An 18,453-nucleotide genomic window follows, 5' to 3' on the forward strand; every position below is an offset into this window, starting at 1 on the left:
AAAACATGTTTTCAAGAATATCAAAAGTAAAATCTATATTTTCCGACACGGTATCATTCAGCTCCTCCATGCAAATTGGGGACACCTCATATATTGACGGGAATTCCCTGGCTTTAGCCGTTCAAAAGAAAAGTGAAACTTTCGACTCAGTCGATATTCATTTCGAAGACTATGACATTTTTAAGAAACCATTTTATATCCCAAGATTGAATGAACCAGTCATATCAAGTTTTTCAAATCCGAATCCCTTCATACGGGTCGGCAATATCAATATAATCGGGGTATCAGCCTCATCTGTGGTTGGTGTGGGGAACGTAGGCCATGCACGTATGGAATCAAGAGTGAAGCATATTCGGGTGGTGCCTAAAGAAAACGAAGAGACGCCAATCGAGGATTCGACCAACAACACTTAAACTATTAAAGGAGGGGTTCATATGCCTGCCATTATCGGCCCGGTTCAAGTATTTAATGTCGCGCAAGGAAACCTGCTATTCGGTGATTGCGCCGTCATTTCCCCTAAGTCTTCCTCCAAATCCGTTTTCGGATCTGGTTCAGGGAACACAGCTGCAATCACCTTCACGGCCAATGGCCTGAATGGAAGCAATGTCCTTGATGTCAATGGGGTCGACCAGCCCATTACAGGGAATAATTAGTCAAAGAAAAAGCCTCCCATTTCCAGGGAGGCTTTTAATTTCGGACTATTTTTTTAACATGTTAAATACTTGCTCTACATCTTTGTCTCCCCTGCCTGATAAATTGACGATAAGTATATCATCCCTTGTTAACTCTTTAGCGAGCTTCATGGCGTGAGCTAGGGCATGTGAGCTTTCGAGAGCTGGAATGATTCCCTCTGTTTTGGATAATACCTGAAAAGCCTCCAGAGCTTCTTCCCCTTTTACCGTAACATACTCCGCTCGTCCGCTATCTTTCAAAAAACTATGCTCGGGTCCCACGCTCGGATAATCCAAACCGGCGGCTATGGAAAATGTCGGTCTTGGTTCCCCTTGCTCATCCACTAACGTCAAACTTTTGAATCCGTGCAATACTGCCGGGACACCTTGCGAAACACTTGGGGCTTCAATTGGCTCTACACCAATTAAACGGACATTTTCTTCATCGAGATAATGAGCAAAAGCACCGATTGCATTACTTCCCCCTCCTGCACAAGCAATGATGGCTGTGGGCAGTTTCCCTTCCTTTTCAAGGATCTGGCGCTTCGATTCTTCACTTATGATTGATTGGAAATGCTTAACGATCGTTGGATATGGGTGTGGCCCCACTGCTGAACCAAGCAAGTAAAAAGTATTTTCATAGTTTTGCACCAAGTCATTCAATGCCTCATCAACAGCATCCTTCAATCGACCCTGTCCCTTTTCGACAGCTACGACTTTTGCCCCCAGCAATTCCATCCGAAAGACATTCAATGCCTGCCTCTCCGTATCCAGCTTACCCATATAGATCACACACTCCATGCCAAACATCGCACATGCTGTCGCAGTGGCCACACCATGCTGTCCTGCTCCTGTTTCTGCGATGATGCGTTTAGCACCCCTTCGTTTAGCGAGCAGGATTTGTCCGATCGCATTATTAATTTTATGAGCACCTGTATGATTCAGATCTTCACGCTTCAAGTATATTTTTGCCCCGCCAACCTTTTCCGTTAAATTCTTTGCAAGTGTTAACGGGTTTTCGCGTCCGACATATTCTTTCAGATAATATCGGAACTCCTCAATGAATTCAGGGTCATCCTTATATTTCAGGAATTCCGTTTCTAAAATATCCATAACTTCCTGAAGTTCACCCGGTATGAAGCTTCCACCGAACTCACCAAAGTATCCCTTGCTCTTGATCTCACTCGTCATACTCTTCTCTACTCCTTTAAAAAGGTATTTTTCTCCACTAGTATATAGTAGGCATTTATACTTTTTCAAACTATTCTGTTTATTTAACCGAAAAGAAGCGTCCCACATCAATGGGACACTCTTCTCTCTTATACTTCCAATAAATGCGAGCCGTCAAAGAAAAACAAGTAACGGCCGGTTACCTTCTTATTCATTATTCCTTCAACAGCCCTCGTATAAAGCTGAAGCTGCATCTGGTATCGATCGGCAAGAATCCCTTTAGCCCCTTCGTATCCGCTTGCAAAACGGCCGGTGATCGTATCCGTTTTATAGTCGAGAAGCACAAGACCTTGTTCATCCTCAAAGATACAATCAATCACCCCTTGTATAAGGACTTCTTCATCTCCAGCTGTCCAATCGCTGTAAGCTTCCTTTGCAGGCAGCGACATCGTAAATGGCACTTCACGGCGAATGCTTTCGGCCCTCTGCATTCTTTGGCCGATTTCACTATCGAAGAAATCGACGATCGTCTCCGGATCCACAGCTTCTTTCTGTTCCTCCGTCAATAGCTCACGTTGAATCAGATCAATGATCAGTTGCTGAATCGATTGAATGGTAATCTCTTTAGATAGATCAATATGCTGCATGACTAAATGTGTAATCGTACCCCTTTCAGCAGGAGTCAGTGACTTTTCTTGCATGAAAGTCGGCCGCTTCGTGATAGGCCGCTTAAATTTACGCAACAGCTCTGTGGAGCTTTGCTCGTCCCTGAGTTCATATTGACGTTTTAATTCAGAAACGGATTGCTTGGAACGATACACCGTCGCCTCATGCTCGGGGTACTCCCATTCCAGCTGTTCCTTGATATCATCATAAAACTCGGAAACGATGCCGACCTTCTCCGATTTCTGGACATGTTCAAGCATTTGCTCTTGAACCAGTGCCTCTTCCTCATCCAGAACAGCAAGCTCTTCACTTGGAATGACGGAAATGGACCAATTCGATGGATGCGACTCCATTTCCAGGCCAAGACCTGCAGCACCAAGAGAATCCCGATGTCGGACAAGGGATGGACCAATCCAATCAAGATAACTTTTTGCACCTGCCCGTACATAGTCCTTCAATAGCCAATCTCCATGTGCCGCATTACTTTCCCAGTTCTGCTGCGTTTTTTCTGCATCATTGATACTGGCAATCAAATAAAGCTTTTCCTTAGCCCTTGTTAGCGCCACGTAGAGGACACGCATCTCCTCGGCAATTAATTCAAGCTGCTTTTTTTTCTTAAAAGCCAATTGAGGGAGGGATGGATAAGTTATCCGTAATTCGGAATTCACATACTTTGCCGCAAAGCCATAATCTTTATCCAGTAAATAGGACTTTCGTAAATCCATCATATTGAATTGCTTGGAAAGACCGGCAATGAACACGATCGGGAACTCAAGCCCCTTTGACGAGTGAATTGTCATCAGCCGGACTACATCTTCCTGTTCCCCTAAAGCCCGAGCTGCCCCTAAATCATCTCCACGTTCTTGCATCCTTTCTATGAACCGCAAGAAACGGAACAGACCGCGGAAAGAACTTGCTTCATATTGCCTTGCCCTGTCATATAGCGCTCGTAAATTGGCCTGACGCTGTTTGCCGCCCGGCATCCCACCTGCAAAATCATAAAACTGCGTTTCGCGGTATAGGAGCCAGATCAGATCTGATAATGCCTCCTGCCTGGCAAGCTTCCGCCACTTCACTAGTTTTTTATAAAATGAAGAGGCTTTTTCATAAAGCCCCGGATGTTCTTCAGGGTCACTCTTTCTGTAAAAATCAGCTAGTGCTTCGTAATAGCTTCCTGTATGGAATAAACGCACCTTTGACATCTCTTCTTCATCCAACCCGACGATAGGTGAACGGAGAACGGAAGCCAATGGGATATCCTGTTGCGGATTATCAATCACCTTCAATAAGGAAATCATGATGGCCACTTCGGTCGCTTCAAAATATCCCGTGGATAAATTAGCATATACTGGAATTCCCTGCTTTTTAAATTCCTCCATGATTTGCGGTGCCCATGGCATCGAACGAAGAAGAATGACCATGTCCCGATAAGTAGCAGATCGGTACCTTTTGGTTTTCGTATCATATATCCGATGCTTTTCGCTTATAGCCTTTTTAATGAGCTTGGCCATCTGCCTTGCTTCGAGCTGCGCTTTTTCAAGCTCCTCGGCCTCAAATCCGCCATCATATCCTTCCATTTCCAAATGAGCTTCAGGATCGACTGCTCCATCAATTAAATGGAGTTCGATCGGGTTTGGATCGTCTTCGGGATATGGGGCACCTTTTTTCAATTGGGCATCTTCATCATAATCAATCTCACCGACTGTAATGCCCATCAACTGTTGAAACAAGAAATTGGTCCCATCAAGAACTTCCTTTCGGCTCCGGAAATTGCGGTTTAAATCAATTTTCAGTCCGGAATCAACACCGTCATGGGTAAATCGTGTGTATTTTCCAAGGAAAAGATTCGGTTCTGCAAGCCTGAACCGGTAAATGGACTGCTTGACATCGCCTACCATGAAAAGATTCCCATCATATTCTCCATCAGCCGTCACCAATTTTAAGATCGATTCCTGAACCAGGTTCGTGTCCTGGTATTCATCCACTAGTACCTCTTTGAACTGGTTCCTGTATTCGATGGCTGCCGCTGAAGGTTTTCGTTCACCATCCACGGTTTCCCCTGTCAAAATTTGAAGACAATAATGTTCCAAATCGGCGAAATCCACCAAGTTCTTTTCTGCTTTTGCAGCAAAGAATCTTTCGTCAAACCGTTTAACAAGCATTACAAGTGTATCGACATAACCCTTAAGCTCCCTTATATCCCGCAGGTAGCTTTCCGGTTTCCGGGAAAATAACTCTTCCTGTAACGACTTGATGATCTTCTTGGCCTTATCCCGGTACTTGGTAGCCTCATCAGCCACTTCCTTGATAAAATCTGCACCGGTAAGACGTTTTGCCGTCCCGAATTTCACGTTTTGGATTTCCTCATAAAGTGCATTCCAGGATTGATCCTTCACTTCCGAAAGTTTAGCAACCAGTGCAAGATCGGCTAGATAGTTCTCAGCCCTTGGAGCCGGCCCCCCAGGGATTTTAGTCAACGCGAGCGAGCGCTCCAATAAATCCCTGGCCGTGTCCAATTGTAAACCAATATCGAACTTCAGTGAATCGATAAACGAAAGATCATCAATCCCATCATCATCTGCCAGCTCATACATGCTGGCTGCACCATCAAGCCATCGGTCCGGGTTTGGATTCGATTGCGAAAAATCATGCAGCGACCGAACGATATTCTGAAGTGCATCATCATTTCGATCGCTTGTGAAAGCATCGACCAAATTAAAGAACTCATCGTTATCACTTTGGCCATACTGCTCCTCGAAAAGCTCTTCCATCACTTCATCACGGAGCAGCTGGATTTCCGTTGAATCTGCAATTCGGAAGCCCGGGTCGATATCCGTAAGATAATAATACTTCCTGATCACCTCTAGACAAAAGGAATGGAGTGTGGAAATCGAAGCACGATTAATCAAGCTCAACTGCTTACGTAAATGCTGTGAATGCGGATTATCATCGATCGCTTTTTCTAATGCCTCACTTACCCGATGGCGCATCTCGGCAGCCGAGGCATTGGTGAATGTAACCACGAGCAGTTCATCAACATCGATTGGATCTTCTTCTGAAATGACTTTTTGAATGATCCGATTGACCAGTACCGCTGTTTTCCCTGAACCCGCAGCGGCTGCAACCAGGATGTCCTGATCTTTAGCCCAGATTGCCTTCCATTGATCTTCCGTCCAAGTCACGTCTCCTGGCAGAGCAGGAATTTTCGTTTTACTCATCGCTCTCCCCCTCTCCCCTTAATAGCTCAAGAACGTCATTTTGTTTCTTCTGTGCCAAATTCCTGAATTGGTTCTCCTCCAGTGACTGGTCGAATTGGCATACAGATTTAAAGGAACAGAAGGTACACGGCGTTTTTTCCTTTAATTTGTATGGAGTAATATCCACATCACCATCGACCATTCGATCACCAGCCTCCTGATAAATACGGCGCACATGATGATTCAGAAGCGAAAACTCTTCCCTGCTGGCAACTTTGGAAGCCGCCAGGAGCGATCCGTCCTTTTTAAATCCAGCTGGAATGATATCCGATTTACCCGAATTTTCAATATCAAGCGATGTATCCATCAATTGAATGACATTTGAATGGTCCAGTACAAGTCCATTCATTTTAAAGCTTTTATAAATTTCTTCTTCAATTTTATCCAAACTGAGCATTCCCTTTGATTTGACAACGGGATTATGCACATGAAAATACAAAACTCCGGCTGGAATCGCTTCTTTTCCAATCAGCGACTTGGAATGGGTGACGACGATATCAAGGTATGTCAACATTTGCAGCGCTAGTCCATAATATACTTCACTCATGTTCAGTTCCTTTTCACTCGACTTATAATCGAGCACACGCAAATAGACACCCTCATCTTCTTCCGCTTTATCCACGCGGTCGATCCGCCCGATCAATTCCATCTTCGTACCGTTTTTCAATGTGAAAGAAAGTGGCGGCAGCTCGCCATTTTTTCCAAATCCAAGTTCTAATCCGATCGGAGCAAAACCGCTCGCCTTTGCATGTGCACTTAATACGATCGAGGCACGTCCGATCACGTGTTCGAGTTTCCTGCGTAAATAGTGATGGCGGTTCGTACTTAACAAAATCTGATTTTGGAGTTTAGGAGCAAGTCTCTCCACAGCAATTCTGGCCAGCTCCAAGCATTGTTCCGGGGTCAATGTAGACCAAGGAATATCATGTTCCTTCAAGTAATCGGAAATCATTTTCAACGCTCCATGGAACATCTCGCCTATATCCGGAGCATCCAAACGGAAAATCTGCCGTTCCCTCAACTTCAAGCCATGAGCCGCATAATGGGAAAACGGGCAGCTATTGAACATTTCCATCCTGGATACACTCGTAAGAATGCTCTCACCGTATAATTGCTTACTTGTTTCCTCAGTTAATTTCTTAGTCCTATTTTGATAAAAAAGGCTCGATAAAACCTTAGTTGCTGAAGGACCGGCCATTTCATCATCAATAATGGCATTATATACATCCCACCATAGTGAATGGATTGGATAGTTCCTTTTCTTCAGCTGCAATTGGGCAGCCAGGTACGAAAGGGCCACATCATGATTCGCTGCATATTTCACCTGTTCCTCCGCAGACAGATCGGACGGATCGTTCATATAATACACATCGGAAACGTTAGGCAATACGTCCCTTACCCGTTTCAAATAGGATGAAGGTAAAAGCGCCTTCCCTTCCTCATCGGCAAGCGGATATGATAAATAAAGGGTCTCGGCAGGCGTAGTGAATGCTTTGTATGCTGTGAACTCCTCATCCAGCAGGCGCACTTTCGAACTTGGGGCAACATCAAGTCCACCAGCCAGCAGCACATCACGATCACTATCTGAAAATATCCCGTCAGATACTGCTTTTCCCGGCAGAACCCCTTCGTTCAATCCGATAACAAAAGCTGTCTTCACATCATCCAGGCGGGATAAATCTAGATTAGCGACTAATACTTGGTCAATTGCCGGCGGTACCAGAGAATATTCAAGAGACTCCAGACCAGCTTCAATGATTACCGCAAACTGTTTCATGGAAAGCTCTTCCCCGCTCAGCAGTTCAACGAATTGGTCCAATAGGTCGACAACCGCATTCCATGTTTGCTCATGCTCTCTTGCCGATACCAAATCACCTGCTTCTTCTGCCTCCAGTTTCAGCTTTTCCAATTTTTCCGGTATATGCAATTCTTCAAGATATAGATAAAGGGCTTCACACAATTCCCTGCCATTAGCAGCCTTTTTAGCCCGTTTTGAGAGCCTCAAGATGGGCTCGGTAAATAATTGCTTCATTTCATTCAACTCTTGCTCAAGCATCATTTCCTTATCCGTTTGGTTCCGGTCCTCGAGTTCCAGACCGCGGAAGCGCCGGTAGGTCCAACGATCTTTGGACGTCCACCCGCTTCCTTTAATGCCGCGGGCCAGCACATAGTTTTCCAGCTTATCTACCTGTTCACGCATCCGGTCGTGGTTTTTTTGCAGCGGAAATAGAAGCTCCGTCTTGATTGCACGAAATACCGGTTCATAACGCCAATAGCCATTTATGATCTCCAAAGTCGAACGAATCAGTTCAATCAGAGGATGATTCAGCATCGTCCGCTTGGAATCGACGAACAAGGGAATTTGATAATCCCGAAAAACGGTTTGTAAAATATCTGCGTATGCTTCCCCGTTACGGACTAAAATCGCAATATCACGGAAACGGTGCTGTTTCTGTCTGACCAGCGACAAGATATCCCGGGCAACTCCTTCAATCTCAGCTCTGCGGTTAACTGCCTGGGCGATCGTTACATCAGGTGACTGCTCTAACGTTCGTGCAGGACGAATGGAAAAATAAGTTTCCAGATGATTCAGCCCCGGACTCTTTCGAAACCTTTCCGATCTTTTTAAGATTCGATCTTCTGAAATCGGTATGCCATTCCTCAATCCAGCCTGATATAGGTGATGATAAAGGTTTCCCGTTTGCCTGAACAATTGCAAATCATCCGGAGCATATTTCCTGTAGGGCTGATCTAAAGTCAGCGAGATCGTTACACTCCTGCACAGCTTCATCATTTCTTCAACAATCAATAATTCCTGTGGAGTCAAACTATAAAAACCATCGATATATATATCCGCATTCCTTATATATGAAGACCCTGACATTTTTTCGATCAGCAAAGTGAAATAATCTTCGGAGTCTAAATATTTATTGACCATTTCATCCTCAAAAGCCTGATAGACCAATTCAAGATCATGCAGTTTATCCTGAATGCCGCTGCCGGCCTGTGAGGTTTCAGCCAAATAGTTTTGAATGTCATCAGGTTGGATGCAATACTGCTTGAACTCAGCCAGCATCAGCTCCATTTGTGCAATGAACCCCTGCTTATCAGCAGATCGACTGAACATCTTTAACTCTTCCTTTTTATCATCCATGATCTTCCGTATCAGCATATTAACGCCAACACTATCCAGATGCAGCCGGCTCATCCCTCCGGTTTCCTGAAGAACGCGCCAAGCAAGCCTGCTAAAACTGAAAACCTGTGTCCGGATCATTCCGGCAAGGCCTGGTGTTTTAATTAATTTATATTCAGATAGAAACGTCATCTGATCAGGAACGAGGTAGATAATTGGATTTCCTTCGGGATCTTCTGCCAATTTAGAGCGGATTTCGTCCAATATATTCGAAGTTTTCCCTGTACCCGATCTTCCCAGTAAAAAACGGAGTGACATCTCTTTTTCCCCCTTACAACATAATATCTAGACCCATCATACCAGAAATACTTTCGTCTTTATGACTAGGTTTCTGTTTCCAATTAGATTTACTTTCTATTATTTTACCGTTTCCCTAAAAAAAACACCAATCGTACGTTCGCGTTTTCCCCAAAAGAAAAAGCCCGCATCATACCGGGCTTCCACGATCACTCACCTGTAAACTTAAAATTGAACTCATTGACCGGCCAATATCGAACATCCACTTTACCGACAACATTTTCTACCGGTATATAACCAAAGTGACGGCTGTCAGCACTTTCAAGACGATTATCACCCATGACAAAAAGCTTGCCCTCCGGAACTTTGGTCATATCCGTCAATTCTTTTAATGTAAAATCACCTGTAAAATCCTGTCCTGGGAAACCTTCCTTGAATTTCTCAAGATAAGGCTCATCCACTTTCTCACCATTTACGTAAAGCCAATCATCTTTATAACGAATACGGTCACCTGCAACCCCTATAACCCGCTTAACATAATCTTCTTGTGAATTCGCATGAAAAACAATAATGTCAAAACGGTTGATATCATGAATCTGGTAATTGATTTTATTCACGACAAGTTTATTCCCATCTTCAAGGGTCGGCTGCATCGACTTTCCTTCAACATCATAGCTTGAAAAGAGAAATGTACGGATTAAGATGTAAATAACAAAAGCTATCATCGCTGGTTTTATCCAATCGGATAAAGAATTCTTGTTTGTTTTTTCCATCTAGTTCAACCCCTACTGCATTTATATATTAATTTATTGCCCTTCTTCTCTCTTCATGCTTTTATTTAACCGGACTTCCAGTCTTTTCCCCACATACCATAGGATAAAGATGACGATTCCGATAATGATCGTTCGCACAGGTTTATGAATCAATGATACTAAATCGTAACCTACGAAACTGATCGTAAAAATCATCACCGCCTTCCCTCCAACTACCGCAAGTCCATATTGCAGGGTACTGACTTTCGATAGTCCTGCCACGATATTAACGACAGCCGAAGGTGTAAAAGGGAAGCAGAGCAATATGAACAAAGGACCGAATCCATGGCTCTCAACCCAAACCATCAACCTCTGCACCTGTTTATGCCTTTGCAAAAATCGGAAAAACCTCATTTGACCATATCTTCTAATAATCCAAAAGATCAAAAAAGAACCCGCTACCGCACCAATCCAAGAAAATAAAAACCCCCACCAGAGACCAAATGCCGTTGCATTGGCAAGCACGAACACCACTAAGGGCAAAAAAGGCAAAAAAGCTTCCAGCATCGGCAGTAAGATCCCGGGAATTGGACCGAATGAGCGATATTGCTGAATAAGTGCCGATATATGATCAAGTGTAAACCACTCACGTATAGTATCCAAATCCATAATTATCTCCCTCGACATGCTGCCATCAAAGCAGCATAAACTTATTATAAACCGTTTATTTTAGATATATCACTTTCCCCCGAAATTGCAAGAATTATTATCCATATATCTTCATACTTTCCCTATCTCCGGAAAACATAATCTTGTTAACGAATATTTCTAGATTTATCAAAACTGCTTGCATAACCACTGAAAATACATTAGGATAAAAACGGAACAAACGTTCTTATTTTTGCAGGATATACATATTAGTATTAAAAACGCGCTATTTAGAAAGGGGCGGTCATGATGACCCGCATTCCAGAAGGTGACCGCAATATGATTGAAAAAGCCATCTACCTCCCTATGGTTATTACAATCTTAAACCGGGATCTCAAGGTCATCGAAATTAGTCCGTTTAAATTAAAAAGGCCCTATTCGGAGCTGGTCGAACATACTTTAAAAGTGGTTCAAGACGAACTTGCCGAGGTACGGCGCTATTTGCGCAAAGAGAATATTAAAGTTAGTGAAATCAAACGCGATGAATCCTTCACGATGTATTGTTTTTTATATAAAGGATACGAGGAACATCATAATTATTTCAATCCCCGCCTTCGCAACAAAACCGAAGACTTGTTATGTCATTACTTTTTAGAAAAAAAAACCTCAAGGGATTAACGGGTTAAAAGGGAGCCTTCCGGAAGGATACAAATTCCCTTGGATGTAAAAAGGTTGACCATAAAAAAGCATCGCATCTTTCCTGACATAAAGGTAAGGGAGTCTTTCATGATCAAGATCGATTAGACTCGCTTACCTCCATTCCCCCTGTTTGAGTATTCCATAACATCATAATTTAATTGGCTAGTTCAAACCAAGGCATAACCTATGTAATTCAGTGCATACTGAATATCCTTTTAACATTTAAGTTTTAAGTCTCTTAAATGAAAGTTAATTACATGCTCCATGACAAAGGTTGGAGTGGCACCCGTTATGATCGACTCATCTTATTGGAGAGAAGGATAGGAAAACAGCCAGCTTCGACAAATCGATGTAAAAGTAACCAATATCATGATCCGCCGCAGAATGTAACACGTATCCCATGATTTTCCCTGATCGATTGCCGTCAACCATTCCCTGCATCGAAAGAATGGAAATTCCTTTAGGACGATGGGCCGCTTAAAAAGCCCATGCTATCCTTTTTTGGATCAAACTCTCGCATGTCGGATGAAACGTCTGCCATAGTTTTCAGATTAAAATACCTTTTATATTTAACTGCGTTACTTCAAGTTCCCTTGAGCATCCTTCATTAAAAGTTTGCTGTATGCATAGCATCGCCTTTGTTCTAGGTGATTAAACGGCAGAATGTCGAAACTGCATCCTTCTGGTATATTATCCTCTTCCCTATTAAAGGAACCGAGGACTGCAATAGCCGCTTCTCCACTTCTTGTTACACAAGCCGTTTACACAATTACTGCATACTGAATTAAGACAACAGTTTCGACGAAAATGTCCTTAACGTTTATAAGGTCTGGCCCGTTTGTTCATTATTAAGCGACATTTAATTTCCATTCATATATTATAACTATACGTCTAAACTATCATTTTAGTGTCAGTACAACCTTATTGAGAAAGATGTTAATTGCATATCCATGCATAGTATTATCTACTAATAACAACCTCTTTATATTAAATGTATAAAGCAAAAAGAACTTCCAGAAAAACAAAACCATTTGTGAAACACTGAACAAAAGATACATCATCGGTGTTTATTATATTATGTACTAAGGAGTCAAACATAAGGAAACTTTTACTCATCCCTAATGATCCATGCAATGTTTTATTTGCATGGTTTAATTTGTAGCCAAAAGGGTTTCTATCTAAATTTTAAAACAAAGTTGGTTGGAACGAAAGGTGCGGAGGCTCACGGACCGACCGCGGAAAGCGAGTGCCTGAGGGGGTATCAACGTTTAAATTGAACAAATCCTAAAAAATAGTAAACAATCTCTTTAACAAATATTTTGTTGGTAATCCTAACTTTCTCCGGGAGTCTGCTCCTTTAATATATGCCAACTTCACACTCTTTTCTGAAAGAAATAGATTTTTTATTGATTCTTTAAATCAAGAAATTAATCATAAATACCCACGATCATTTTCTCTACCCATAGATTCAGACGACATCATCCTTTTTTTACTACAAATAAAAACCGTGTCCATATTCCCATTTTTCCGGTTACACATGGTAAATTATTAACTGGAGGGGAAAAATGAAGAAAATAAATATTCTACTGGTGGCTGTTCTTGTTTTGTCTTTATTCACTGGACTTAAAACAACTGAGGCAGCCTCAAGTGTAAAGGTACATTTCATCAACGTTGGACAAGGAGATTCAATCCTGATACAAACCGGTAATGAAAACGTTTTAATCGATGGCGGCGGTAAAGGAAAGGGTGACGAGGTTGTTGCCTACCTAAAAAAACAAAAGGTAAAAACACTTACTGCATTAGTCTCCACTCACCCAGATGCGGATCATGTTGGCGGTCTTGCACATGTGATCAAATCGCTTAGTGTAAAATCTGTGTATGCCCCAAAAGTTTCACATACTACCCAGGCATACAAAGACTTTTTAACGGCTGTCAAGAAGAAGAAGCTTACAATAAAAAAAGCGAAGACGGGCGTGGAAATCAACACTAAAGCAAAGGATAATTCCCTTAAATTCATTGCACCTGTTAAAGACTATGCTAAGTCTGACTTAAATAATTGGAGTGCTGTCCTGTTGCTTAAACACGGCAAAAAAACATTCTTGTTTACAGGTGATGCCGAAGAAAAAGCAGAGAAGGATATGCTGGCTAAAAAACTGGTTCCAAGTGTGGATGTACTTAAGGTAGCCCATCATGGTGCAAAAACATCGACAAGTTCAGCTTTCATTAACAAAACAAAACCGAAATATGCTGTAATCAGTGTAGGGACAAATGGCTATGGGCACCCTACTTCCACTGTTATAAAACGGTTGAATTCAGTGAAAGCCAAAACTTATCGCACAGATAAATCAGGTAACATTATTTTTACTTCTACAGGTCAGAAAATTACTGTAAAGACGGTGAAATAATTGGTACAAGGAATTATTGATCGCTTCGAAGGAAAGATCGCTGTCGTCGAAATCGATGGTGGTGACATGAAGGATTTTCCTAAAAGTGCTCTTCCCAAGGGAGCAAAAGTAGGAGATATGCTGATTATCGATGGTGATACCATCACCATTTCCAAAGAAGGAACTGAAAGATTAAGAAAAGAAATTGACGATTTAATGGATGAATTATTTGAAGATTGATTCCAGGGCCCTTCTTTAATAAGAAGGGCTGCTTTAAATTTGAATATTCCCGTTTGCATTCTACTCTGATTTTTTCCCCTGCCCCCCTCTTATCGCGGTATATACTTTGAGATTACCTCTGAAGCCTTGACTCCATTAGCATCAGTGAACAGATAAAAAGATTTCCTCTTTGTTTCCTCAATCCTCTGGATCAATTTCGTTTTTAAAAATGAGGTCCGATGCAGCTGGTTTTCGAAAGAGCTGCATGACACAGCTATATCGATGGTTTGTCTATTCCTGAATGTGATGGTTGTATGTTTGGAATCCAGGCGATCATAGGATACCACATGCTCATGTGATAACCAGATGCATTGAGGACGTAACGGAGATGTAGTTGGAAAGAAGAATATCGAACTGGTCGGGTCAATCGCGATCGGTGCTTTATGTGTGATGTTTATGAGCTGTTTCGTGCCTTGCTTGCGTCCTTCATAACTTGATCCGAAGAACTCGCAGCTTTTCTTTATGATTTCCATAGGTTTAAACGGGGAGATGAACTCGTCCTCGATTTCAACGATACGGGCATATATTTTACTGCCGTAATTAATTGGAGCAACCATTAGTGTATGTGGCGTGATTTCATATTCCTCGATGATTCCCTGATTGTGTTCCTTCATTTTTAATCCACCTCTTCCTCATTGCTAAACATCGCTATCACTTTCCAAATGTTATATTCTTAATTGCTTGTACCCTTCAATTCCTGTCCAAGAAGAGTGAAGGGAGATAGTAAATGTATGTTAAATTACTCACTATAATAGCATAACCCTTAAACATAAAAAGTAAGTTCACAAAAAATTTAAAATTCTTTTATATAGTGGCTTTTTCGTCATCCAAACGACACATTCTCTATCATAATTTAAATTTTTTAAATTTTCAGTTGATTTTATCCGCTCAAATCCATATAATAATAAAAAGGGTCAGGGGTGGTAACTTTGAAAAATGAAAAATCTTATTCAGAGTCAGTGAAGTCCTTATCAATGAGCGAAATGAAAAACGATGCCGTGGTTCAGGAAATGTTAATTGATATGATTATTCAGGAAGCCGTCCTTACTACCAAAAAGCATATCCTTGCAAAACAGATCGATGAAGCCTTGGATATGAAAAACAAACCTTTATTCTTAAAACTAAGTTCTGAAATGAACGTTTTACTAAAACAATTTGGAAATTAACATTCATGATCAAAAAAAGCCTCCCGCAATGTCGGGAGGCTTTTCTCATTATCATCACTCTTTATGAAACATACCCATGACCTCGGCAGTTTCGGTTATATTAACAAAAGCATTCGGATCCACTTCTTTTATCATTGTTTTTACATCCGTTAACTGATAACGTGTAATGACTGTCATCATTACTTTGCTCTTTTCTCCTGAATATGCACCTTCACCATCCATGACGGTAATTCCACGATATAGGTTGGTCAGGAGCTTCGTTTTCATTTCGTCACTCTTTTTGGTAACGATCATCAATGTTAATTTAATGTGATTGGAATGGATCGTATCGATCACCTTTCCTGCTGCATAAATGGAAATCAGTGTATATAATGCGGCATCCCAACCGAAGATGAAGCCTGAGATTACCACCACAACTGCATTCATCACCGAAAGCAATGTACCAAGCGGAAAGTCGCTCTTCTTAGCCAATAGCATGGCAATGATATCAAAGCCGCCCGAAGACCCCGAAGCGCGAAAGACGATGCCTATACCAATTCCCGATATGATTCCGCCAAATAAAGAAGACAAAATCGGTTCAGTGGAAATTCCGTGAACTGGAATGAGGTATAAACTGATGGAAATCACGACAACTGATAATATCGTATAGGTGATAAAGCGTCTCCCTAATTTCAGGTACCCAAGAATCAGCAATGGCAGGTTCATCAGAAAATTCAATATCCCTGTGTTGACTGGGGTGATGATTCCGAACATGATCGCAAGTCCACTAAGTCCGCTGCTTAAAATTAAATGTGGTATCAAAAATAAGTTGTAGGCTACTGCCACAAGCACTGAGCCTACAGTGATGAAAAGTACATTATACATATCCGATCTCCTTAAAACGAACTGTGAATTTAATTTATTATAGTAGAGAACCTAAGATTTTTAAAAATAATAGTTTTTTCTGAAAACGACTACAAACCTCCACTTTCCGAAGAAAAAAAGCCAGCTGGTTTTCAGCTGGCTTTCACTCACCCTTTGTATCTGCATTTTCAACCGTTGAAATCCGTTCGAGCATGGTCGGATGGGAATACCGCAGCCATTTAACCAGGAATGGAGGGTTGACCTGGCTCAAACCCGACCTCGTGAGTTCCTGGAAAGTCGTGATGGCTGATTCTTTGTCCCCGGTCATTTCAATGGCATAACGGTCAGCCCTTGTTTCTTGATATCTGGAAACATAATTGGACAGCGGACTCGAAGCAAAGAGCAGCACGGACGTTATCAAGAGAAATAACGGAAGAGATGATATGCTGTCAACCGAACGGACCTTTAACTGACGGCCCCAGCGACCAATGATAAAATTCATGATTTTCGATGTCAGCCACAAACCGATTAACGTCAGTCCTAAATACCCTGCAATCCCTATATAAATGTGCTTTTCCACATAATGGGCCATTTCATGTGCCATGATAAAAAGGATTTCATCTTCCTTCAGTTTGTTCAGGGTCGTATCCCAAAGAACTATTCTTGAGTTGGAACCTATGCCGGTCACATATGCATTCAAGGCATTTGTCTTTTCCGCCATATTTACTTCATACACATGTTCAGCCGGGATCTCAGCCTGTGAGGCTAGTGCCAATATTTCCGTTTCCAGCTCTTTATTTTTGAGAGGATAGAATTCATTGTACAGCGGATCAATCAATACAGGCTGAACGAACATCAGGAACAAGGAAAAAGGAATGGACAACATCCAGGCATAGAGCCACCACTTCTTCACACTTTTCTTCATTAACCAATATAAAACGGAAACGATGATGAACATCATCCCAAAATTCACCCAGAATTCGATGACTCCATCCTTCATCCATGAGGTGAAACTTTGTGTACTTATGTGGTAACTCTTGCTCATCCGATATCCAATGAAACTGATTGGAAATAGTGCCAGGTATGAAATAACGGAAAGCCAGAATAAGTAAATGCCCGTTCTGATCGTTTTCCGTCTCGAGACTGCCATTGACGATTTTTCAAATGCCTTAGAAAAACCGAATAATAATATGAAGAAATACAGAAGCCATTCATATGGCGTCGATACGAAAAAAATAAAATTCCGCAGTCCTGAATACTCTTCACTAAGCTTTAGTTCCCTTGCATTCAGGAATGTTGCAGGATCTGCTGCCGTTCCACGCAAAGCTTCGGGAATGGTCGTATCCGCTCCATAAAAAATATACCAATACATCGCTGCTGCATAAAGGATATATAATATAATCGCTCTTCCAGCCCATTTTCTAACCATGATGCCCCTCCTTAAAACGAATCTCCCTCTTAATAGTTTAATCCAAAATGGACAGGTTAGAACCGGATTTCCCTTATTATTCATTCCTTACAATTCCCATCATTCTGTTAATTTTTCATTCTTCATTATCAACCTTTAGATTTCACAGTATACTCCATCAGCAAAACATGCACTTCCGGGATGGGAGGCGAAATATGTTTTATGCAGAGACACTAAAAATATGGAGGGATGGGAGTTTTAAGGCAACGACGGATTTACTCCTTTGCCTAATTGCTAAGATGATAACCGTTTCATCAAAGGGCTTCAAGTGTGAGTTTGATTTGTAATGAATGAGACCGATTAACGGAACGGCGGGCATGATTGGTCCTCCCTCATCCCACTATTTTGAAAACCATACAAAAGTGCCATAAGCTCCGGTCGATTATTAACATTCAGTTTTCTGTAAATACGGCTTATATAGTTTTTTACCGTGCCGATCGATAGAAAAAGTTTTTTTGAAATTTGCTGATTCGTTTCGCCTTGGGTTAGCAGGATAAGCAGTTCATGCTCGCGTTTCGAAAAAGCCCCCAATTTTTCGATTGCCTTTTCCAAAGTTACTGGTGATTTTTCAACATCCCGCTCCAGCTTTTCCATTAAAATTGATTTGAATGAGGCAGGATAAACGATCTGACCGTTGGCACATTGACGGATTGCCGACAACACTTGTTTCATTCCGCCATCCTGTAACACATAACCTGCTGCACCATGGCCTATTGCTTCGATAAGATAATGATTTTCTGAATAGGCTGTAAAAATGACGAAAGGAGTGGATGGGTGTTTTTCCTTAAGGACTTGCATGACTTCCTGTCCATACTTCCCTGATGAGCGTGCATCAATAAGAATGACATCTGGCATGACTGATGTATGATCAGAATCAAGAAGGTCCATTTCATTTCCAGTCATCCCCATGACCTTAATGTCACCTTCTTTTTCGATGATTCCCTCAATTCCTCCCTGACCACCATAAATCATTAGCTTAATCGACTTCATAACCTCACCTGTTACTTTCTTTATTTGTTA

15 protein-coding genes are annotated in these 18,453 nt (G+C 41.8%); 6 read left to right on the top strand and 9 right to left on the bottom strand.

From position 1 onward, the window contains the following. Window positions 1-5: 5 nt before the first annotated feature. Window positions 6-413, top strand: a complete 408-nt coding sequence (locus tag J7I90_RS06340) for a spore germination protein GerPE (protein WP_098864171.1) — start codon at window positions 6-8, stop codon at window positions 411-413. A 21-nt stretch (window positions 414-434) separates the two neighbouring features. Next, window positions 435-653: a spore germination protein gene (locus tag J7I90_RS06345; protein ID WP_053534103.1), complete on the top strand. Its 219-nt coding sequence runs from the start codon at window positions 435-437 to the stop codon at window positions 651-653. 45 nt (window positions 654-698) lie between these two features. Here the strand turns inward: J7I90_RS06345 and trpB are convergent, their stop codons facing one another. From trpB to J7I90_RS06370, 5 genes are all read right to left on the bottom strand, one after another. Then, window positions 699-1,862, bottom strand: coding sequence for a tryptophan synthase subunit beta (gene trpB, locus J7I90_RS06350; protein WP_096339842.1), 1,164 nt, complete (start codon window positions 1,860-1,862; stop codon window positions 699-701). Window positions 1,863-1,990: 128 nt separating this feature from the next. Beyond that, complete coding sequence (gene addA / locus J7I90_RS06355) at window positions 1,991-5,725, bottom strand: helicase-exonuclease AddAB subunit AddA (RefSeq protein WP_214769334.1); 3,735 nt, start codon at window positions 5,723-5,725, stop codon at window positions 1,991-1,993. Then, window positions 5,718-9,215: a helicase-exonuclease AddAB subunit AddB gene (addB, locus tag J7I90_RS06360; RefSeq protein ID WP_214769336.1), complete on the bottom strand. Its 3,498-nt coding sequence runs from the start codon at window positions 9,213-9,215 to the stop codon at window positions 5,718-5,720. The genes addA and addB overlap by 8 nt, the downstream gene beginning before the upstream one ends. 188 nt (window positions 9,216-9,403) lie before the next feature. Then, window positions 9,404-9,967: a signal peptidase I gene (lepB, locus tag J7I90_RS06365; protein WP_214769339.1), complete on the bottom strand. Its 564-nt coding sequence runs from the start codon at window positions 9,965-9,967 to the stop codon at window positions 9,404-9,406. Between the two features lie 33 nt (window positions 9,968-10,000). Next, a complete protein-coding gene (locus J7I90_RS06370; RefSeq protein ID WP_214769342.1) occupies window positions 10,001-10,615 on the bottom strand; it encodes a TVP38/TMEM64 family protein in 615 nt (204 codons plus the stop codon). Window positions 10,616-10,903: 288 nt separating this feature from the next. On the opposite strand from J7I90_RS06370, the gene J7I90_RS06375 reads away from it, so the two are divergent. The 3 genes from J7I90_RS06375 to J7I90_RS06385 all read left to right on the top strand — a co-directional run bounded on the left by J7I90_RS06375 (window position 10,904) and on the right by J7I90_RS06385 (window position 13,917). Continuing rightward, window positions 10,904-11,272, top strand: a complete 369-nt coding sequence (locus tag J7I90_RS06375; protein WP_214769344.1) for a YhjD family protein — start codon at window positions 10,904-10,906, stop codon at window positions 11,270-11,272. Between the two features lie 1,586 nt (window positions 11,273-12,858). Then, window positions 12,859-13,698, top strand: coding sequence for a ComEC/Rec2 family competence protein (locus tag J7I90_RS06380; RefSeq protein WP_214769346.1), 840 nt, complete (start codon window positions 12,859-12,861; stop codon window positions 13,696-13,698). Further along, window positions 13,699-13,917: a DUF3006 domain-containing protein gene (locus J7I90_RS06385; RefSeq protein ID WP_053534096.1), complete on the top strand. Its 219-nt coding sequence runs from the start codon at window positions 13,699-13,701 to the stop codon at window positions 13,915-13,917. Between the two features lie 89 nt (window positions 13,918-14,006). Here the strand turns inward: J7I90_RS06385 and J7I90_RS06390 are convergent, their stop codons facing one another. Next, window positions 14,007-14,570 (bottom strand): competence protein ComK, encoded by a 564-nt coding sequence (locus tag J7I90_RS06390; RefSeq protein ID WP_214769348.1) that lies wholly within the window; start codon window positions 14,568-14,570, stop codon window positions 14,007-14,009. Between the two features lie 315 nt (window positions 14,571-14,885). Here J7I90_RS06390 and J7I90_RS06395 point away from each other — a divergent pair, with 315 nt between their 5' ends. Then, on the top strand, window positions 14,886-15,122 hold the full coding sequence (locus J7I90_RS06395) for an IDEAL domain-containing protein (RefSeq protein WP_214769350.1): 237 nt from the start codon (window positions 14,886-14,888) through the stop codon (window positions 15,120-15,122). A 54-nt stretch (window positions 15,123-15,176) separates the two neighbouring features. Here the strand turns inward: J7I90_RS06395 and J7I90_RS06400 are convergent, their stop codons facing one another. The 3 genes from J7I90_RS06400 to J7I90_RS06410 all read right to left on the bottom strand — a co-directional run bounded on the left by J7I90_RS06400 (window position 15,177) and on the right by J7I90_RS06410 (window position 18,423). Continuing rightward, the gene (locus tag J7I90_RS06400) at window positions 15,177-15,986 is read right to left on the bottom strand and encodes a YitT family protein (RefSeq protein WP_048677994.1); all 810 of its coding nucleotides are present in this window, start codon (window positions 15,984-15,986) and stop codon (window positions 15,177-15,179) included. A gap of 142 nt (window positions 15,987-16,128) precedes the next feature. Further along, entirely contained in the window at window positions 16,129-17,394 is a 1,266-nt protein-coding gene (locus tag J7I90_RS06405; RefSeq protein ID WP_214769352.1) for a M48 family metallopeptidase, read from the bottom strand. A 339-nt stretch (window positions 17,395-17,733) separates the two neighbouring features. Then, window positions 17,734-18,423, bottom strand: a complete 690-nt coding sequence (locus J7I90_RS06410; RefSeq protein WP_214769355.1) for a LuxR C-terminal-related transcriptional regulator — start codon at window positions 18,421-18,423, stop codon at window positions 17,734-17,736. Window positions 18,424-18,453: the final 30 nt, after the last annotated feature.

Origin of the sequence: Bacillus sp. ISL-57 (genome assembly GCF_018613135.1) — a bacterium.
Classification (GTDB): domain Bacteria; phylum Bacillota; class Bacilli; order Bacillales; family DSM-1321; genus Peribacillus; species Peribacillus frigoritolerans.